This is a genomic window from Pseudomonas sp. R38(2017) (genome assembly GCF_002112395.1).
Taxonomy (GTDB): Bacteria; Pseudomonadota; Gammaproteobacteria; order Pseudomonadales; family Pseudomonadaceae; genus Aquipseudomonas.
Genome location: NZ_NEHN01000013.1, coordinates 50919 through 65490 on the forward strand (window position 1 = coordinate 50919; position 14572 = coordinate 65490).

Annotated in this window: 16 protein-coding genes; 3 read left to right on the plus strand and 13 right to left on the minus strand. The window is 61.0% G+C overall.

Features of this window, described 5'->3' with window-relative positions; translation table 11 throughout:
• Positions 1-5 precede the first annotated feature (5 nt).
• The 11 genes from CAF87_RS26530 to CAF87_RS26580 all read right to left on the minus strand — a co-directional run bounded on the left by CAF87_RS26530 (position 6) and on the right by CAF87_RS26580 (position 9671).
• A complete protein-coding gene (locus CAF87_RS26530; protein ID WP_085733623.1) occupies positions 6-497 on the minus strand; it encodes a DUF2878 domain-containing protein in 492 nt (163 codons plus the stop codon).
• Positions 490-1764: a cyclopropane-fatty-acyl-phospholipid synthase family protein gene (locus CAF87_RS26535; protein ID WP_085733624.1), complete on the minus strand. Its 1275-nt coding sequence runs from the start codon at positions 1762-1764 to the stop codon at positions 490-492. The genes CAF87_RS26530 and CAF87_RS26535 overlap by 8 nt, the downstream gene beginning before the upstream one ends.
• Positions 1751-2566, minus strand: a complete 816-nt coding sequence (locus tag CAF87_RS26540; RefSeq protein ID WP_085733625.1) for a DUF1365 domain-containing protein — start codon at positions 2564-2566, stop codon at positions 1751-1753. Before CAF87_RS26540 ends, CAF87_RS26535 begins: the two co-directional genes overlap by 14 nt.
• Positions 2563-3810, minus strand: a complete 1248-nt coding sequence (locus tag CAF87_RS26545) for an NAD(P)/FAD-dependent oxidoreductase (RefSeq protein WP_085733626.1) — start codon at positions 3808-3810, stop codon at positions 2563-2565. Before CAF87_RS26545 ends, CAF87_RS26540 begins: the two co-directional genes overlap by 4 nt.
• A complete protein-coding gene (locus CAF87_RS26550) occupies positions 3807-4589 on the minus strand; it encodes an SDR family oxidoreductase (protein ID WP_085733627.1) in 783 nt (260 codons plus the stop codon). Before CAF87_RS26550 ends, CAF87_RS26545 begins: the two co-directional genes overlap by 4 nt.
• Positions 4586-5008 (minus strand): nuclear transport factor 2 family protein, encoded by a 423-nt coding sequence (locus tag CAF87_RS26555; RefSeq protein ID WP_085733628.1) that lies wholly within the window; start codon positions 5006-5008, stop codon positions 4586-4588. Before CAF87_RS26555 ends, CAF87_RS26550 begins: the two co-directional genes overlap by 4 nt.
• Positions 5001-6446 carry a deoxyribodipyrimidine photo-lyase gene (gene phrB / locus CAF87_RS26560; protein ID WP_139831752.1) on the minus strand — a complete coding sequence of 482 codons (1446 nt, stop codon included), beginning with the start codon at positions 6444-6446 and terminating at the stop codon, positions 5001-5003. Before phrB ends, CAF87_RS26555 begins: the two co-directional genes overlap by 8 nt.
• Positions 6447-6466: 20 nt before the next feature.
• The gene (locus CAF87_RS26565) at positions 6467-7408 is read right to left on the minus strand and encodes a MerR family transcriptional regulator (RefSeq protein ID WP_085733630.1); all 942 of its coding nucleotides are present in this window, start codon (positions 7406-7408) and stop codon (positions 6467-6469) included.
• Positions 7408-8361: a DUF523 and DUF1722 domain-containing protein gene (locus CAF87_RS26570; RefSeq protein ID WP_085733631.1), complete on the minus strand. Its 954-nt coding sequence runs from the start codon at positions 8359-8361 to the stop codon at positions 7408-7410. Before CAF87_RS26570 ends, CAF87_RS26565 begins: the two co-directional genes overlap by 1 nt.
• Before the next feature lie 111 nt (positions 8362-8472).
• The gene (locus tag CAF87_RS26575; protein WP_085733632.1) at positions 8473-8688 is read right to left on the minus strand and encodes a TIGR02450 family Trp-rich protein; all 216 of its coding nucleotides are present in this window, start codon (positions 8686-8688) and stop codon (positions 8473-8475) included.
• Complete coding sequence (locus tag CAF87_RS26580) at positions 8685-9671, minus strand: NAD(P)/FAD-dependent oxidoreductase (protein ID WP_085733633.1); 987 nt, start codon at positions 9669-9671, stop codon at positions 8685-8687. The genes CAF87_RS26575 and CAF87_RS26580 overlap by 4 nt, the downstream gene beginning before the upstream one ends.
• Positions 9672-9868: 197 nt before the next feature.
• Here CAF87_RS26580 and CAF87_RS26585 point away from each other — a divergent pair, with 197 nt between their 5' ends.
• Together CAF87_RS26585 and hemH are read left to right on the plus strand one after the other, a co-directional pair.
• Positions 9869-10771, plus strand: a complete 903-nt coding sequence (locus CAF87_RS26585) for a TIGR01777 family oxidoreductase (RefSeq protein ID WP_085733634.1) — start codon at positions 9869-9871, stop codon at positions 10769-10771.
• A 13-nt stretch (positions 10772-10784) separates the two neighbouring features.
• Entirely contained in the window at positions 10785-11810 is a 1026-nt protein-coding gene (gene hemH, locus CAF87_RS26590) for a ferrochelatase (RefSeq protein WP_085733635.1), read from the plus strand.
• Positions 11811-11857: 47 nt separating this feature from the next.
• Here the strand turns inward: hemH and CAF87_RS26595 are convergent, their stop codons facing one another.
• Both CAF87_RS26595 and upp read right to left on the minus strand, forming a co-directional pair.
• Positions 11858-13132 carry a uracil-xanthine permease family protein gene (locus tag CAF87_RS26595; RefSeq protein WP_085733636.1) on the minus strand — a complete coding sequence of 425 codons (1275 nt, stop codon included), beginning with the start codon at positions 13130-13132 and terminating at the stop codon, positions 11858-11860.
• Between the two features lie 2 nt (positions 13133-13134).
• Positions 13135-13773 (minus strand): uracil phosphoribosyltransferase, encoded by a 639-nt coding sequence (gene upp, locus CAF87_RS26600; RefSeq protein ID WP_007951682.1) that lies wholly within the window; start codon positions 13771-13773, stop codon positions 13135-13137.
• 165 nt (positions 13774-13938) lie between these two features.
• Between upp and CAF87_RS26605 the strand changes: the two genes are divergently transcribed.
• Complete coding sequence (locus CAF87_RS26605) at positions 13939-14496, plus strand: hypoxanthine-guanine phosphoribosyltransferase (RefSeq protein ID WP_085733637.1); 558 nt, start codon at positions 13939-13941, stop codon at positions 14494-14496.
• Positions 14497-14572: the final 76 nt, after the last annotated feature.

The following is a 14572-nucleotide window of genomic DNA, read 5'->3' on the forward strand; positions in this document are numbered from 1 at the left end:
GACGATTACTGCACCAGCCGCCGCGACAAGACGTGCAACAACGGAAACAGCAACGCCCACAACAGGCCGATGCCGATCAAAGTCGGTAACTCGCCGTAGGGAAACTGCACCCCGGCCAGTCGTCCACCGGCGCAGTACGACAACGCGCCACCGACAGCCCCGAGCGCGCTCGCCAGCCACCATGGCCGGGCGCTCCAATGCAGGCAATGGCGCAACGTCGTGGCGAGCAGTGCCCACAACAACATCAGCCACAGCGGAATCAGCGGCGACAGATCCTTGAACTCAAAGACGCCAAGACCGCGCAGGCCACTGTCCACGGCGGTGCCCAGAATCACCACGCCGAGAATCAGTCGGCCTTCTGCCGCCCAACTGCTGATCCAGCTCAGATGAATCACCAGCACTGCCAGCGCCACCAGTAACCACAGGCTGTTGCCGCCGAGCACGCAGGCCAGCCAGCCGATCTGGAACAGAACCGCGTTGGCGATCCGCTCAAGCATCGAAGCGTCCGAGCAACGGTGCCGGCATGGCCGCCGGTTTGGCCAACAGCAATTGCGCGGTGCCGATGGTGCGTTCGAGGAAGCCGCCCTCGCAGTAGCACAGATAGAATTCCCACAGCCGCAGGAAATAATCGTCGTAGCCCAATTCGCTCAGACGGCCGTGGGCATGGCGAAAGTTCTCATGCCATAAACGAAGGGTTCTGGCGTAGTGCAGGCCGAAATCTTCCATGTGCAGCAGGTTCATGTCGGTGTCACGGCTGACGATTTCGAGCATCTTCTGCACGCAGGGCAGGGCGCCGCCAGGGAAGATGTAGCGCTGAATGAAATCTACGCCGCGTTTCGCCTGCTCGTAACGCTGGTCCCGAATGGTGATCGCTTGCAGCAGCATCAGGCCGTTGCTCTTGAGCAGGTGCGCGCATTGTTTGAAGTAGGTCGGCAGAAAACGATGGCCGACCGCCTCGATCATCTCGATCGACACCAGTTTGTCGTACTGGCCGGTGAGGTCGCGGTAGTCCTTGAGCAGCAGCGTCACCCGGTCCTGCAGGCCGAGGCTTTCAATGCGCCGGGCGGTGAACGCGTATTGCTCTTTTGACAGCGTGGTCGTGGTGACTTTGCAGCCATAGTGCTGCGCGGCATACAGCGCCATGCTGCCCCAGCCGGTGCCGATTTCCAGTAGGTGATCGCCGGGCTCGAGTGCGAGTTTTTGGCAGATCCGTTCCAGTTTGTTCAGTTGTGCCTGTTCCAGATTGTCGTCGGGGCTAAGGAATTGCGCTGCCGAGTACATCATGGTCGGGTCGAGAAACTGCTCGAAAAGATCGTTGCCGAGGTCGTAGTGCGCGGCGATGTTTTTCTGCGAGCCCTTGCGTGTGTTGCGGTTGAGCCAATGCAGACCGCGCACCAGCGGCCGGCCGATTTTCGCCAGTCCGCCCTCCATGCCGTCGAGCACCTCAAGATTGCTGACGAAGATGCGTACCACGGCCGTCAGATCTGGTGAACTCCAGTAACCATGAGTAAAGGCTTCACCGGCACCGATCGAGCCGTTACCCGCGACCATGCCCCACACCGCCGAATCGAGGACATGAATTTCGCCCTGCAACGCACTGCCCGGTGTGCCGAAGACTTGGCGTTCGCCGTCCTCGATCACCACCAGTTGCCCATGCCTAAGTTGTGCGAGCTGGCGCAATACACCTCGGCGCAGCAGCGAACCGGTGATGCCGTGGGTACTGAACGGGATGGCGGCTCTGGCCGAAACACTAGAGGATTTCATGGCGGTGCTCCTCGGGAGTCGCAGTGGCGGTTCGAAAGCTGTCGTCAGCCGTCCGATGGGAAAACAGTGGTGTGCGCTTGAGCAGCAATCGCAGGGCCTGCCAATAGATCGCGAGGGCGGTCTTGGCGGTCATCCAGGGAAAACGCCACAGATGCCGGTGCAGGTTGCGTCGATCGAGAGGTTCGCGTTTCAGGTTGAGTGTGGCGTCGAACAGTTTGTGTTCGCCCTGCCAGTCGGCCATGTGCACACCCAGGGTTTGCGCGGCGGGGCTGAAGCTCATGCGGTATTCCAGATCCGGCGGCAGGAATGGCGATACGTGAAACGCCTTGGCCACGGCGAAGTGCTGGTGGAAGTCGCGTACGTTGGTCGGCGCTCGCGCCGGCAGCACATAGTGATAACGCTCGCGCCACGGCGTGTTGCTGACTTCGCAGAGAATCGCCGCCAGTTGCCCGTCGGCCTCGTGGCAATAAAAGAAGCTCACCGGGTTGAACGCCAGCCCCCAACTGCGCGGCTGAGTGAGCAGGCAGATCGAGCCCTGCGGCTCGTGACCGAGGGCCTTACCGACCAGCAGGCGTACCGCATCGATCAGCCGCACACCGCGACCAGTGAAGGTCTTGAGGTAGTCGCTCTCGCGAAACGAGAACGGCGCGAAGCGGCTCACGCCCGCCAGCGGCGACAGCTTCAGCACGGCGTCCTGTTCGGTCAGGTCGAGATAGATCAGTCCGATCCGGTAGCGGAATTCATGACGGCGCGGGGCAAATCGCCGATGGGCGATCCAGCCGCTGTAGAGCGCGCTGTTCACAGGCTTTCTCCGAACGCTGCGGCCACGCGCAAAGCGCTGACTACGCCGTCTTCATGAAAACCATTGGCCCAGTACGCGCCGCAGTAATGGGTGCGTTGCGCCCCATCAAGTTCCGCCCAGCGCTGTTGCGCCGCCACCGCCGCCAGGCTGAATTGCGGATGGGCATAAGTGAAACGGGTAAGCACTTTGGACGGGCTGATGCCGGCGCTCTGATTGAGGCTGACGCAGAATGTGGTGTCGCTCTGGATGCCTTGCAGGATGTTCATGTCGTAAGTCACGGCAGCCCGGGTATGGCCGGCTCCGCCAAGGCGATAGTTCCAGCTGGCCCACGCCTTTTTGCGGGTCGGCAACAGGCGGGTGTCGGTGTGCAACACCACTTCGTTGTCGGCGTAGGGCAGGGCGCCGAGGATTTCTCGTTCGGCACGGCTTGGATCGACCAGCAGCCGCAATGCCTGATCGCTGTGGCAGGCCAGCACGACTTTGTCGAAGTGCTCGATGCCGACAGGGCTGTGGATAACCACGCCGTGTTCGTTGCGTTCGATCCGGTTTACCGGACAGTTCACGCGGATCCGCTCTTTGAACGACTCGGTCAGTGGTGCGATATAGGCACTCGAGCCGCCCTCGATCACTCGCCATTGCGGACGATTGCTGACCGACAACAAGCCGTGGTTCTCGAAGAACCGCACGAAGAACTGCAACGGAAAATTCAGCATCTCGGCCATCGGCATCGACCAGATCGCCGCGCCCATCGGCACGATGTAATGCAGGATGAAACGCTCGCCGTAGCCGCCGGCCTTGAGGTAGTCGTCCAGTGTGGTGTCGCTGGCGATCCGCTGTTCGGCGAGATCGCGCCGGGCTTCCTTGTTGAAGCGCAGGATGTCGCGCAGCATGCCCCAGAACCCCGGCGACAACAGATTGCTGCGTTGGGCGAAGAGGCTGTCGAGATTGTTGCCGTTGTATTCCAGACCAGTGTCCGGATCGGTCACCGAAAAACTCATTTCGGTAGCTTTGCTGCTCACACCCAATTGGCCGAGCAGGCGAATGAAGTTCGGGTACGTCCAGTCATTGAACACGATGAACCCGGTGTCGACTGCGTAATCACGCCCGTCCACTTGCACTGTCACAGTGTGCGTATGGCCGCCGACCCAGTCGCCGGCCTCGAACACTGTGACGTCATGTCGGCGATTGAGCAGGTAGGCGCAGGTCAGCCCCGCGATCCCGCTGCCGACGATGGCGATGTTCACGTCAGATCCCGCAGCGGTGGGTTGCTGCGTACCATGCGCTTGCCGATGGCAAGCTGTACCCGGGCAGGCAATTTCGACAGTGGCCACAGGGCCGCCATGAACAAGGCCGGAAAGGCGATTTCCAGCGGCCGCTCCTTGAGCCGGGCGAAGATGTGCCGTGCGGCTTTATCCACAGGCCAGCTCAATGGCATCGGGAAGTCGTTTTTCGCCGTCAGTGGCGTTTCGACAAAGCCCGGGCTGATGACGGTGACTTCAATGCCTTCGTCCGCCAGATCGATGCGCAATGACTCGAACAGATAACGCAGTCCGGCCTTCGATGCACCGTACGCTTCGGCCCGGGGAAGCGGCACGTAGGTGACGGAGCTGGCCATGCCCACCAGATGCGGCGCGGTTCCCTTGCGCAGCAGGGGCAGGGCGGCTTCGATGCAATAGCTGCTGGCAAGCAGGTTGGTGCGTACCACGTGTTCGACGATCGTAGCGTCGAACTGTTTTGCGTCGACGTATTCGCAGGTGCCGGCGTTGAGGATCACGCTGTCCAGCGATCCCCAGTCCAGCGCGATCTGTTCACCGATTTCCCGCACGGTCTGGCTGTTGGTCAGATCTCCCGGCACCACCAGCACCTGTCCCGGGTAACGCTGCGACAACACTTTGAGCTGTGCGATCTGACGGGAACTGACCGCCAGGTGTGCGCCGGTTTTCAGAATCTCTTCCGCCAAGGCAGCACCGATGCCACTGCTGGCGCCGGTCAGCCAATAACGGCGTGGAGTTGTACGACTCATCCCAATCTCCTTTTCAGCCAGGCGATCACCCGGCCCAATATCGGTAAATGTTCGTAAAGCAGCGCACCGGCATCGAAGTAATCCCGGTGGCGATAAACCTTGTCGCGCCAGAGCAGGTACGAGCAGCCGGTGACGCGAATCAGTCGTCCGCCGGCCAGGCGCGGATGGCGGTAGCTCATGACCCAGCGCAGGTAACCTTCGCAGTCCCCGATCTGGTCGAAGCCTTGGAAGTCGAACCTCAGTTCACTGACGTTGGCGTACAGCTCGCTGAAGTAGTCGCGCAATTGCGTCAACCCCTGCACTTCGTGCAGTGGGTCGGTGAAGTGAATGTCCTCGCTGTAGAGCGCGTCCAGGCTGTGCAGATTGTCCTTGTTCAACTGCGCGAACTGGCGGGCGAAACGGCTCAGGAATTCACTCATGGCCTTCTCCGATAGACGCACGGGAGGGCAGGTTTTTGAACGCGGTCAGTGCCCGCTCCCGCGAGGTGCTCAGGTTGACGATCGGCGGCGGATAGTTCGCGACGCCGAACAGCCCGCCGGCACTCGCCGGGTTGTGCACTTCTTTCTTGTTCAGCCCGGCCAGTTCGGGCAGCCAGTGCTTGATGAACAAGCCTTCGCTGTCGAATTTTTCCGACTGACTGATCGGGTTGAAAATCCGGAAATACGGTGCCGCATCGGTGCCGGTCGACGCGCTCCACTGCCAGCCGCCGTTGTTCGCCGCCAGATCACCGTCGATCAGGTGGCGCATGAAAAAGCGCTCGCCTTCGCGCCAGTCGATCAGCAGGTTTTTGGTCAGGAACATCGCCACCACCATCCGCAGGCGGTTGTGCATCCAGCCGGTTTCGAGCAATTGGCGCATGGCCGCATCGATGATCGGCAGGCCGGTGCGTGCCTCCTGCCAGGCCGCCAGTTCCTGCGGCGCATCGCGCCAGGCCAGGGCTTCGGTTTCCGGACGGAACGCGCGATGCCGGGAAACCCGTGGGTAGCCGACCAGAATGTGCTTGTAGAACTCGCGCCACAGCAGTTCGTTGATCCAGGTGACGGCGCCAGCCTTGCCGCTTTCGAATTCGCCCTGATTGGTTTGCAGTGCGGCATGCAGGCATTGACGCGGCGAGATCACACCGGCGGCGAGATAGGCCGAAAGCTGGCTGGTGCCAGGCTTGGCCGGGAAGTCACGCTCGCTTTTGTAATAGTCGATCTGCACGTCGGCGAATGTGTCGAGGCGTCGTTGGGCTTCGGTTTCACCGGCAGGCCACAGGTCGCGCAGGGATTGGCCGGGTATCGGGAAACCCTCGATGGACTCGGGCACCGGATCGCTGTCGATGTGCAGCGGGGCCTGTGCGGAGGGAGCCTTTATCAGCTGCGGCATCGAGCGATGCAGGCGCTCGTAACAGACCTTGCGAAACTGGCTGAACACCTGAAAGTAGGTGCCGGTCTTGGTCAGTACGCTGCCGGGGCTGAACAGCAACTGATCGAGGTAGCTACGAAATGCGACACCCTCAGATTGCAACGTTTGTTCAACTGCCGCATCGCGGCGGCTTTCATGGATGCCATATTCTTCGTTGACGTGAACGGCCTCGACCTTCAATTGCCGGCAGAGCTCAAGCAGCACCGCTGGTGCCTGATCCCAGCGCGGGGCGCTGCGAATCAACAACGGGATGTTCAGTTTGCCGAGGCGCTCGCTCAGTTCCCGCAGATTGCGCAGCCAGAAGTCGATCTTGCACGGTGCATCGTCATGTTCCTGCCATTGATCGGGGCTCAACAGGTACACGGCCACGGTCGGGCCACGCTCGGCAGCGGCCGTCAGGGCGGTGTTGTCATGTTGGCGCAGGTCGCTGCGCAGCCAGATCAATTGCATGGCGTTCTCGACAGTCTTCATTAAATCAACCCACGCTCGATCAGCACCTGATGCGCCGACAGTGGATCTTCGGCCAGGTACAGATCAGCGATCTCGGAGGTTCTTACGGACAACTCGGCGTGGTGGATGCACACCGTTGGTCCGGCAATCATTTTCGGGCAACTGATGCCATTCAATAGTTTGGGCAACTGCACAAGGTTCATGGCTTTGCTGGAATACAGCAGGACGCCTCGGGCTTCTAGATGATCGATTGCCAACGCCAGCTCCCCGGCCGGCAGTGGCCAGTCAAATACTTGTACCGGGCAATCGGCGCTGCTGATCAGCCAGGCGCAGAGCCACAGGTGTGGCTCGAGCAGTAAATCCGACTGATTGACCAGCAGCAGTGGCGCTGTGCGCAACTGACGGTTGTTATGGTAGATGCGTGCGCCGAATTTGCTGCGCAACCAGGCATGAAAGAACACTCGCTCCATCTGCGTGCCGAACTGGCCTTGCCAGCGCTGTTCGAGGTCCGCCAGCAACGGCATCAGCAATTGCTCACACAGGGTTCGTGGCGGGTACAGCGCCATCGCCTGGTTGACGCTGTCGTCGAGGCTGCGCTCGTTCAATTGCGTGACCGCCAGCAGCGCGGCCTGGTGCAAGTGCTGCCATTCGTTTTCCAGCGGCTCGTTGACGGTTTGCGGTGTATCGAGCAGCGGCTTGACCTGGCTGACCGCCACGCCACGGTTGAGCCAGGTGAGGATGTGCTGGATACGCTGTACATGTTCGGCCGAATACAGGCGATGCCCCTTGGGTGTGCGCTGGGGCACGATCAGCCCGTAACGGCGTTCCCAGGCGCGCAGGGTGATGGCGTTGACGCCGGTCTGGCGCGCGACCTCGCGGATCGGCAGCCAGCCGTCGTCGAGTGCTTTCTTGAAGTCGGCGCCGAGGTCTTCGCGGGCGCTGGTGTCGGGTGAGTCATTCATCAAATGGCGTTTCGCAGGCTGAGGTTTTCCGGGTGCGGTTGCAGGTAAACCTGTTGCGCGATGTACGGATCGGGGTGTTGACGAAAGTGATGTTTGAGCAGCGTCAGCGGCACCACCAGCGGCACGATGCCGTGGCGGTACTGGCCGATGACGTGCTGCATTTCCTGTTTGTCTTCGGCGCTGATCGCCCGTTTCAGGTAGCCACTGATGTGCTGCAATACGTTGCTGTGGGTGCGGCGCGTGGCGCAGGTGGTCAGCGCCGCCATCAATTGGCTGAAATAGCGCGGGCCGAGTTCCACGGGATCGATTCCGCTCATGTTTCCCAGCAGATTGCCCAGCGCCTTGTATTGCACCGGGTTGTGGGCCATCAGCAGGTATTTGTAGCGCGAGTGGAAGTCGGTCAGGGCGCGGCGGCTCAGGCCTTGCCGGAGCACTTGCTGCCAGTCGCTGTAGGCGAATACCCGGGTAATGAAGTTTTCCCGCAGTACCGGATCGTTCAGGCGCCCGGCTTCTTCGACCGGCAGGTCGGGGTGTCGGGCGCAGAAGGTTTGGGCATAGATCCCGCGCCCGCTGCCGATCGGTGCACCGTTGGCGTGATAGACCTTGACCCGTTCCAGGCCACAGGATGGCGATTGCTGCATGAAGATGTAGCCGCAGATGTCGTCGAGCTCGGTGGCCATTTTCTCGCCATAAGCGGACAGCGCATCAGTGACGTCGGTCTCGCGATGAACCGTCCCGAGGGCTTGGGGATGATCCGGGTCGCCCACCAGCCGGATCGGCTCGCGGGGAATGCCCAGGCCAATCGCGACTTCCGGACACACCGGGACGAATTCAAAATATTCAGTGAGTGTGTGGGTGCACAGCCGTGATGCCTTGTGTCCGCCGTTGTAGCGCACTTCGGCTCCCATCAGGCAGGCGCTGATGGCGATCTTGGGTGGGGACGGTTCGGACATGACGGCACCTCGAATCTGAATTTGTACAGAATTTTTACTCTGTACAACATTCCTTCAGCATAGATTCAAAGGTGTACAAGTCAAATGATTTGTACAAGATTTTGGCGAAGGCTAGCGCCAACCCATTTTCCAGTGCGCATCATCCTGCAAAACATGCCAGTCCAGTTGCGTGGTGCGCCTGGTAAGGACTGCCTGCATTTCGATCTCCAGCACCGTGCCGTCCTCGTCGCGGAACAGTTCGGTCACCAGAAAGTGCTTTTCACGGTTTTGCGGGAGGGCTGCTGTCCATTTCGACAGCAGCAGTTTGCGTGGATTAAAGCGGTTCACTGCAGGTGTTCGTGCAAGCGGCGTGCAGCTTCCTGACCACTGAGCCACGCGCCTTCGACCCGGCCCGACAGGCACCAGTCGCCGCACGCATACAGCCCCAGATCGGCGTCCGCCAGCGTGCCCCACTCATGGCTGGTGGCCGGACGGGCGTAGAGCCAGCGGTGGGCGAGGCTGAAAGTCGGTGCGGGCATGGCGCTGTGCAGCAACTCGGCAAAGGCACCGTGCAGGTGCTCGATCACGGCTTCCTTGGACAGGTCGATGTGCTGTCGGCTCCAGGCGCTGGTAGCGTGCAGGACCCAGGTGTCGAGGGTGTTGTCACGCCCGGGTTTGCTGCGGTTGCGGGCCAGCCAGTCGAGGGCGCTGTCCTGGACGAAGCAGCCTTCGATCGGCGTATCCAGCGGCGTGTCGAAGGCGAGGGCGACGGCCCAGGTCGGGTCCATCTTCACACCGGCAGCGGCCCCGGCGAGTTTCGGTGCAGCGGCCAGCAATGCGGTGGCCTGAGGCGCCGGCGTGGCGATCACCACATGGCTGAAGGGGCCGTGAGTGAAGCCTTCGGCGTCTTGCAGGTGCCAGTGCTCTTCACCGCGATAGACCTCGGTGATCCGGCAGGCGAAATGCACTTCCAGTCCATCGAGCAAGCCCCGGGTGATGGCGCTCATGCGCGGCGAGCCGACCCAGCGGGTCTGCTCGTCCGGCGACAGGTTCAGTTGTCCGCCATGAAAGGTGTAGAGCTGCGGCGCCCACTCGGCGACCCAGCCCTGACTTTGCCAGCGCTGAACTTCGGTGACGAAACGCCGGTCGCGGGCCGTGAAATATTGCGCGCCCATGTCCAGGGAGCCGGCGTCGCTGCGCTTGCTCGACATGCGCCCGCCGCTGCCGCGGCTTTTATCGAACAACTGGACGCTGTGCCCGGCCTCTGTCAGGGCCTGGGCGGCGGAGAGTCCGGCGATGCCGGTGCCAATGATTGCGATAGGTACAGTCATAGGGGCCTCGTTTACCTTTCTGTACAGACTACGCCGTGGATGAAACCTGTACAATTTTGTTTTTTGGTATAACTTCCAGCGTTTTCGTTCTGACAGCTTGGCCTATTGTTAAACAATAGAGCCTGTCCGATAGAAAAGATCCCTGCTTATAAAAATAGACTAGTGATCGAAGTAAAACGCCACGCGAGGAAGATGTCATGCACATATTGCTGACCGGCGGTACTGGATTGATCGGACGTCAGCTCTGCCGGCACTGGTCGGGTCAAGGCCACCGGTTGACCGTGTGGAGCCGTCGTGCGGAAAAGGTCGCGAAAATCTGCGGCACTCAAGTGCGTGGCATCGCGCGTCTGGAGGACCTTGGCGATGAACCGGTCGACGTGATCGTCAACCTTGCCGGCGCGCCGATTGCCGATCGGCCATGGACCCATCGGCGCAAGGCGTTGTTGTGGAGCAGCCGGATCACGCTCACCGAAACGTTGCTGGCGTGGCTGGAAAATCGCGGGCAGAAACCTTCACTGCTGATCTCGGGCTCGGCCGTGGGTTGGTACGGTGACGGTGGTGAGCGCGAGTTGACCGAAGAGTCGCCACCGGTGGTCGACGATTTCGCCAGCCAGTTGTGCATTGCCTGGGAGGAAACCGCGCAGCGGGCCGAAGCAATGGACATCCGCGTAGTGCTGGTTCGGACCGGGCTGGTGCTGTCGGCCGAGGGCGGTTTTTTGTCGCGCCTGTTGCTGCCGTTCAAACTCGGACTGGGTGGGCCGTTGGGCAATGGTCGGCAGTGGATGTCGTGGATTCATATCGACGATCAAATCGCCCTGATTGATTTTCTTCTGCACCGCGATCAGGCGAGTGGTCCTTATAATGCGTGCGCGCCGAAGCCGGTGCGCAATCGCGAATTCGCAAAGACGCTGGGCAGCGTGTTGCACCGCCCGGCGTTCATGCCGATGCCGGCCCTGGCCCTGAAGGTCGGGCTCGGCGAGATGTCATTGCTGTTGCTGGGTGGTCAACGGGCCACGCCGGCACGCTTGCTGGAAGCCGGATTCAAGTTCCGGTTCACGGATTTACGCGCGGCCCTGGACGATCTGTCCAGCCGCCTCTGAAATAGGACGTTGCATGACCGATCACGCCTTGCTTCTGGTCAACCTGGGTTCGCCGGCTTCCACTTCGGTGGCCGACGTGCGCAGCTACCTCAATCAATTTCTGATGGACCCGTACGTGATCGACCTGCCGTGGCCGGTGCGGCGTCTGCTGGTATCGCTGATCCTGATCAAGCGTCCCGAGCAGTCGGCCCACGCCTATGCGTCGATCTGGTGGGAGGAGGGTTCGCCACTGGTGGTGCTCAGCCGTCGCCTGCAGCAGCAGATGACGTCACAGTGGACCCACGGCCCGGTGGAACTGGCCATGCGTTACGGGCAGCCGTCGATCGAATCGGCGCTGCTCAAACTGGTGGCAGCAGGGCATAAGCGCATTACGCTCGCACCGCTTTATCCACAGTTCGCCGACAGCACCACCACTACGGTGATCGAAGAAGCCAAGCGTGTGGTGCGCGAGAAGAAACTCGATCTGCAACTGTCGGTGTTGCAGCCGTTCTACGATCAACCGGAATACCTCGATGCCCTGGTGGCGAATGCCCGGCCGCACTTGCAGCAGGATTACGATCATCTGTTGCTGAGCTTCCACGGTTTGCCGGAGCGGCATCTGACCAAGCTCGACCCGACCGGCAATCATTGCTTCAAGAATGAAGATTGCTGCAGGAACGCTTCGGCTGCCGTCCTGGCCACCTGTTATCGCGCCCAATGCCTGCGCACGGCGGCGTTGTTTGCTGAGCGTACGGGGCTGCCGGACGGCAAGTGGTCGGTGTCGTTTCAGTCGCGGCTGGGCCGGGCGAAATGGATCGAACCCTACACCGAAGCGCGGCTGGATGAACTGGCCAGGAGCGGCGTGAAGAAGGTTCTGGTGATGTGCCCGGCGTTTGTTGCCGATTGCATCGAGACCCTGGAAGAGATCGGCGATCGCGGCAAGGAACAGTTCCGCGAGGCGGGAGGGGAGGAGTTGGTGCTGGTGCCGTGCCTGAACGATGACCTGCAATGGGCGAAGGCGTTGGCGACGTTGTGTGAGCGGGCGCCGTTGGCCCTCTGAAAACATGATCGTTCCCACGCAACGTGGGAACGATCAACGCTCAAGGCTTAGAGCAGCGGCTCATCCGCCTTCTTGTGTTTCCAACTGTCGTTGCCCGGCAGGATCAGGTTCAGCGCAATCGCCACCACCGCGCACAGCGCGATGCCTTTGAGGCCGAAGTCGTCCGGACCTGTGCCGGTGCCGACCAGCACACCGCCGATACCGAACACCAGAGTCACTGAAACGATCACCAGATTGCGCGCCTCGCCCAGGTCGATCTTGTGACGGATCAGGGTGTTCATCCCCACCGCTGCAATCGAACCGAACAACAGGCACAGAATCCCGCCCATCACCGGCACCGGAATGCTTTGCAGCAGGGCGCCGAACTTGCCGATGAACGCCAGGGCGATGGCGAAGATCGCCGCCCAGGTCATGATTTTCGGGTTGTAGTTCTTGGTCAGCATCACCGCGCCAGTCACTTCGGCGTAGGTGGTGTTGGGCGGGCCGCCGAACAGACCGGCAGCCGTGGTAGCGATACCGTCACCGAGCAGGGTGCGATGCAGGCCCGGCTTTTTCAGGTAGTCGCGACCGGTCACGCTGCCGACTGCAATCACGCCGCCGATGTGTTCGATGGCCGGTGCCAGGGCCACCGGGACGATGAACAGGATCGCCTGCCAGTTGAACTCCGGCGCGGTGAAATGAGGCAGTGCAAACCACGGGGCCACCGCAATCTTCGCGGTGTCGACGACACCGAAATAGAACGACATGGCGAAACCCACCAGTACGCCGGAGATGATCGGCACCAGACGGAAAATGCCTTTGCCGAAAACCGCCACGATCAACGTGGTCAGCAGCGCTGGCATCGAGATCATCATCGCGGTCTGGTAATGGATCAGCTCCGATCCGTCACCGGCCTTGCCCATCGCCATGTTCGCGGCAATCGGCGCCATGGCCAGGCCAATGGAGATGATCACCGGACCAATCACCACCGGCGGCAGCAGACGGTCGATGAACCCGGTGCCTTTGATCTTCACGGCCAGGCCCAGGAAGGTGTAGACGAAACCGGCCGCCATCACGCCGCCCATGGTCGCAGCGAGGCCGAACTGGCCCTTGGCGAGAATGATCGGGGTGATGAAGGCAAAGCTCGACGCGAGGAACACCGGTACCTGACGCCCGGTGACGATCTGGAACAGAATCGTCCCAAGACCTGCGGTGAACAGTGCCACGTTCGGGTCAAGGCCCGTGATCAGCGGCATCAGCACCAGGGCGCCGAAAGCCACGAACAGCATCTGCGCGCCGGACAGCACCGTGCGCCAGAGCGGATCGTTGAACTCATCCTGCATGGTCAAGCATCCTTCTGCTTGGTGCCGAAGATCTTGTCACCGGCATCGCCAAGCCCAGGAATGATGTAACCGTGCTCGTTGAGTTTCTGATCGATGGACGCGGTGTAGATGATCACGTCCGGGTGAGCTTTCTCGACAGCGGCGATGCCTTCCGGCGCGGCAACCAGCACCATCGCGCGGATGTCCTTGCAACCGGCCTTCTTCAGCAGGTCGATGGTCGCAACCATGGAGCTGCCGGTGGCGAGCATCGGGTCGATGATCATCGCCAGGCGTTCGTCGATTTCCGGAACCAGTTTTTCCAGATAGGTATGGGCCTGCAGGGTTTCTTCGTTACGGGCAACGCCGACGGCGCTGACCTTGGCACCCGGGATCAGGCTCAGCACGCCTTCTAGCATGCCGATGCCGGCACGCAGGATCGGCACGACGGTAATCTTCTTGCCGGCGATTTTCTCGACCGACACCGTGCCGCACCAACCTTCGATATCGTAGGTTTCCAGCGGCAGGTCTTTGGTAGCTTCATAGGTCAACAGGGCACCGACTTCCTGAGCGAGCTCGCGGAAATTCTTGGTGCTGATGTCTGCACGGCGCATAAGGCCAAGTTTGTGACGGATCAGCGGATGGCGGATCTCTTGGATGGACATGGGGAAAGGCTCCGGCGGCGGGCAAAAAAACCGGCCTAGATTAATCTATCCGAGGGTGATGTCCTATAGGACATACAGTACGTTAGTCCACAAATGCTTGATTCGGCCGTGCGGGATGCGTACCTTTGCCCGCTTTTCCGAAACAGACCCCCCTTGGAGAGCGCCATGTCCGCTGATCTCGAGCATATCCGTCAAGTCATGCGAGAGGCTGACTGCCTGTACACCGAAGCTGAAGTCGAGGCTGCCATTGCCCGCGTCGGTGCACAAATCAACGAACAACTGGCCGAGAGCAACCCGGTGGTGTTCTGTGTGATGAACGGCGGGCTGATTTTCTCCGGCAAGCTGCTGACCCATCTGCAGTTCCCGCTGGAGGCGTCCTACCTGCACGCCACCCGCTATCGCAACGAAACCAGCGGCGGCGACCTGTTCTGGAAAGCCAAGCCGGAAGTCTCGTTCATCGACCGTGACGTGCTGATCATCGACGACATTCTCGACGAAGGTCACACCCTGGGCGCGATCATCGACTTCTGCAAACATGCTGGCGCGCGCAAGGTGCACACCGCCGTGCTGATCGACAAGGACCACGACCGCAAGGCCCGTTCTGACCTGAAAGCCGATTTCGTCGGCCTGCCGTGCGTCGACCGTTACATCTTCGGTTATGGCATGGACTACAAAGGCTACTGGCGCAACGCCAACGGGATCTTCGCCGTCAAAGGCATGTAAGCGTCCCCTTAAAGATCGCAGCCTCAGGCTGCGATCTTTTGCTTTTAAAGACTGCTAAAGTGCTCGGCCCCGCCCT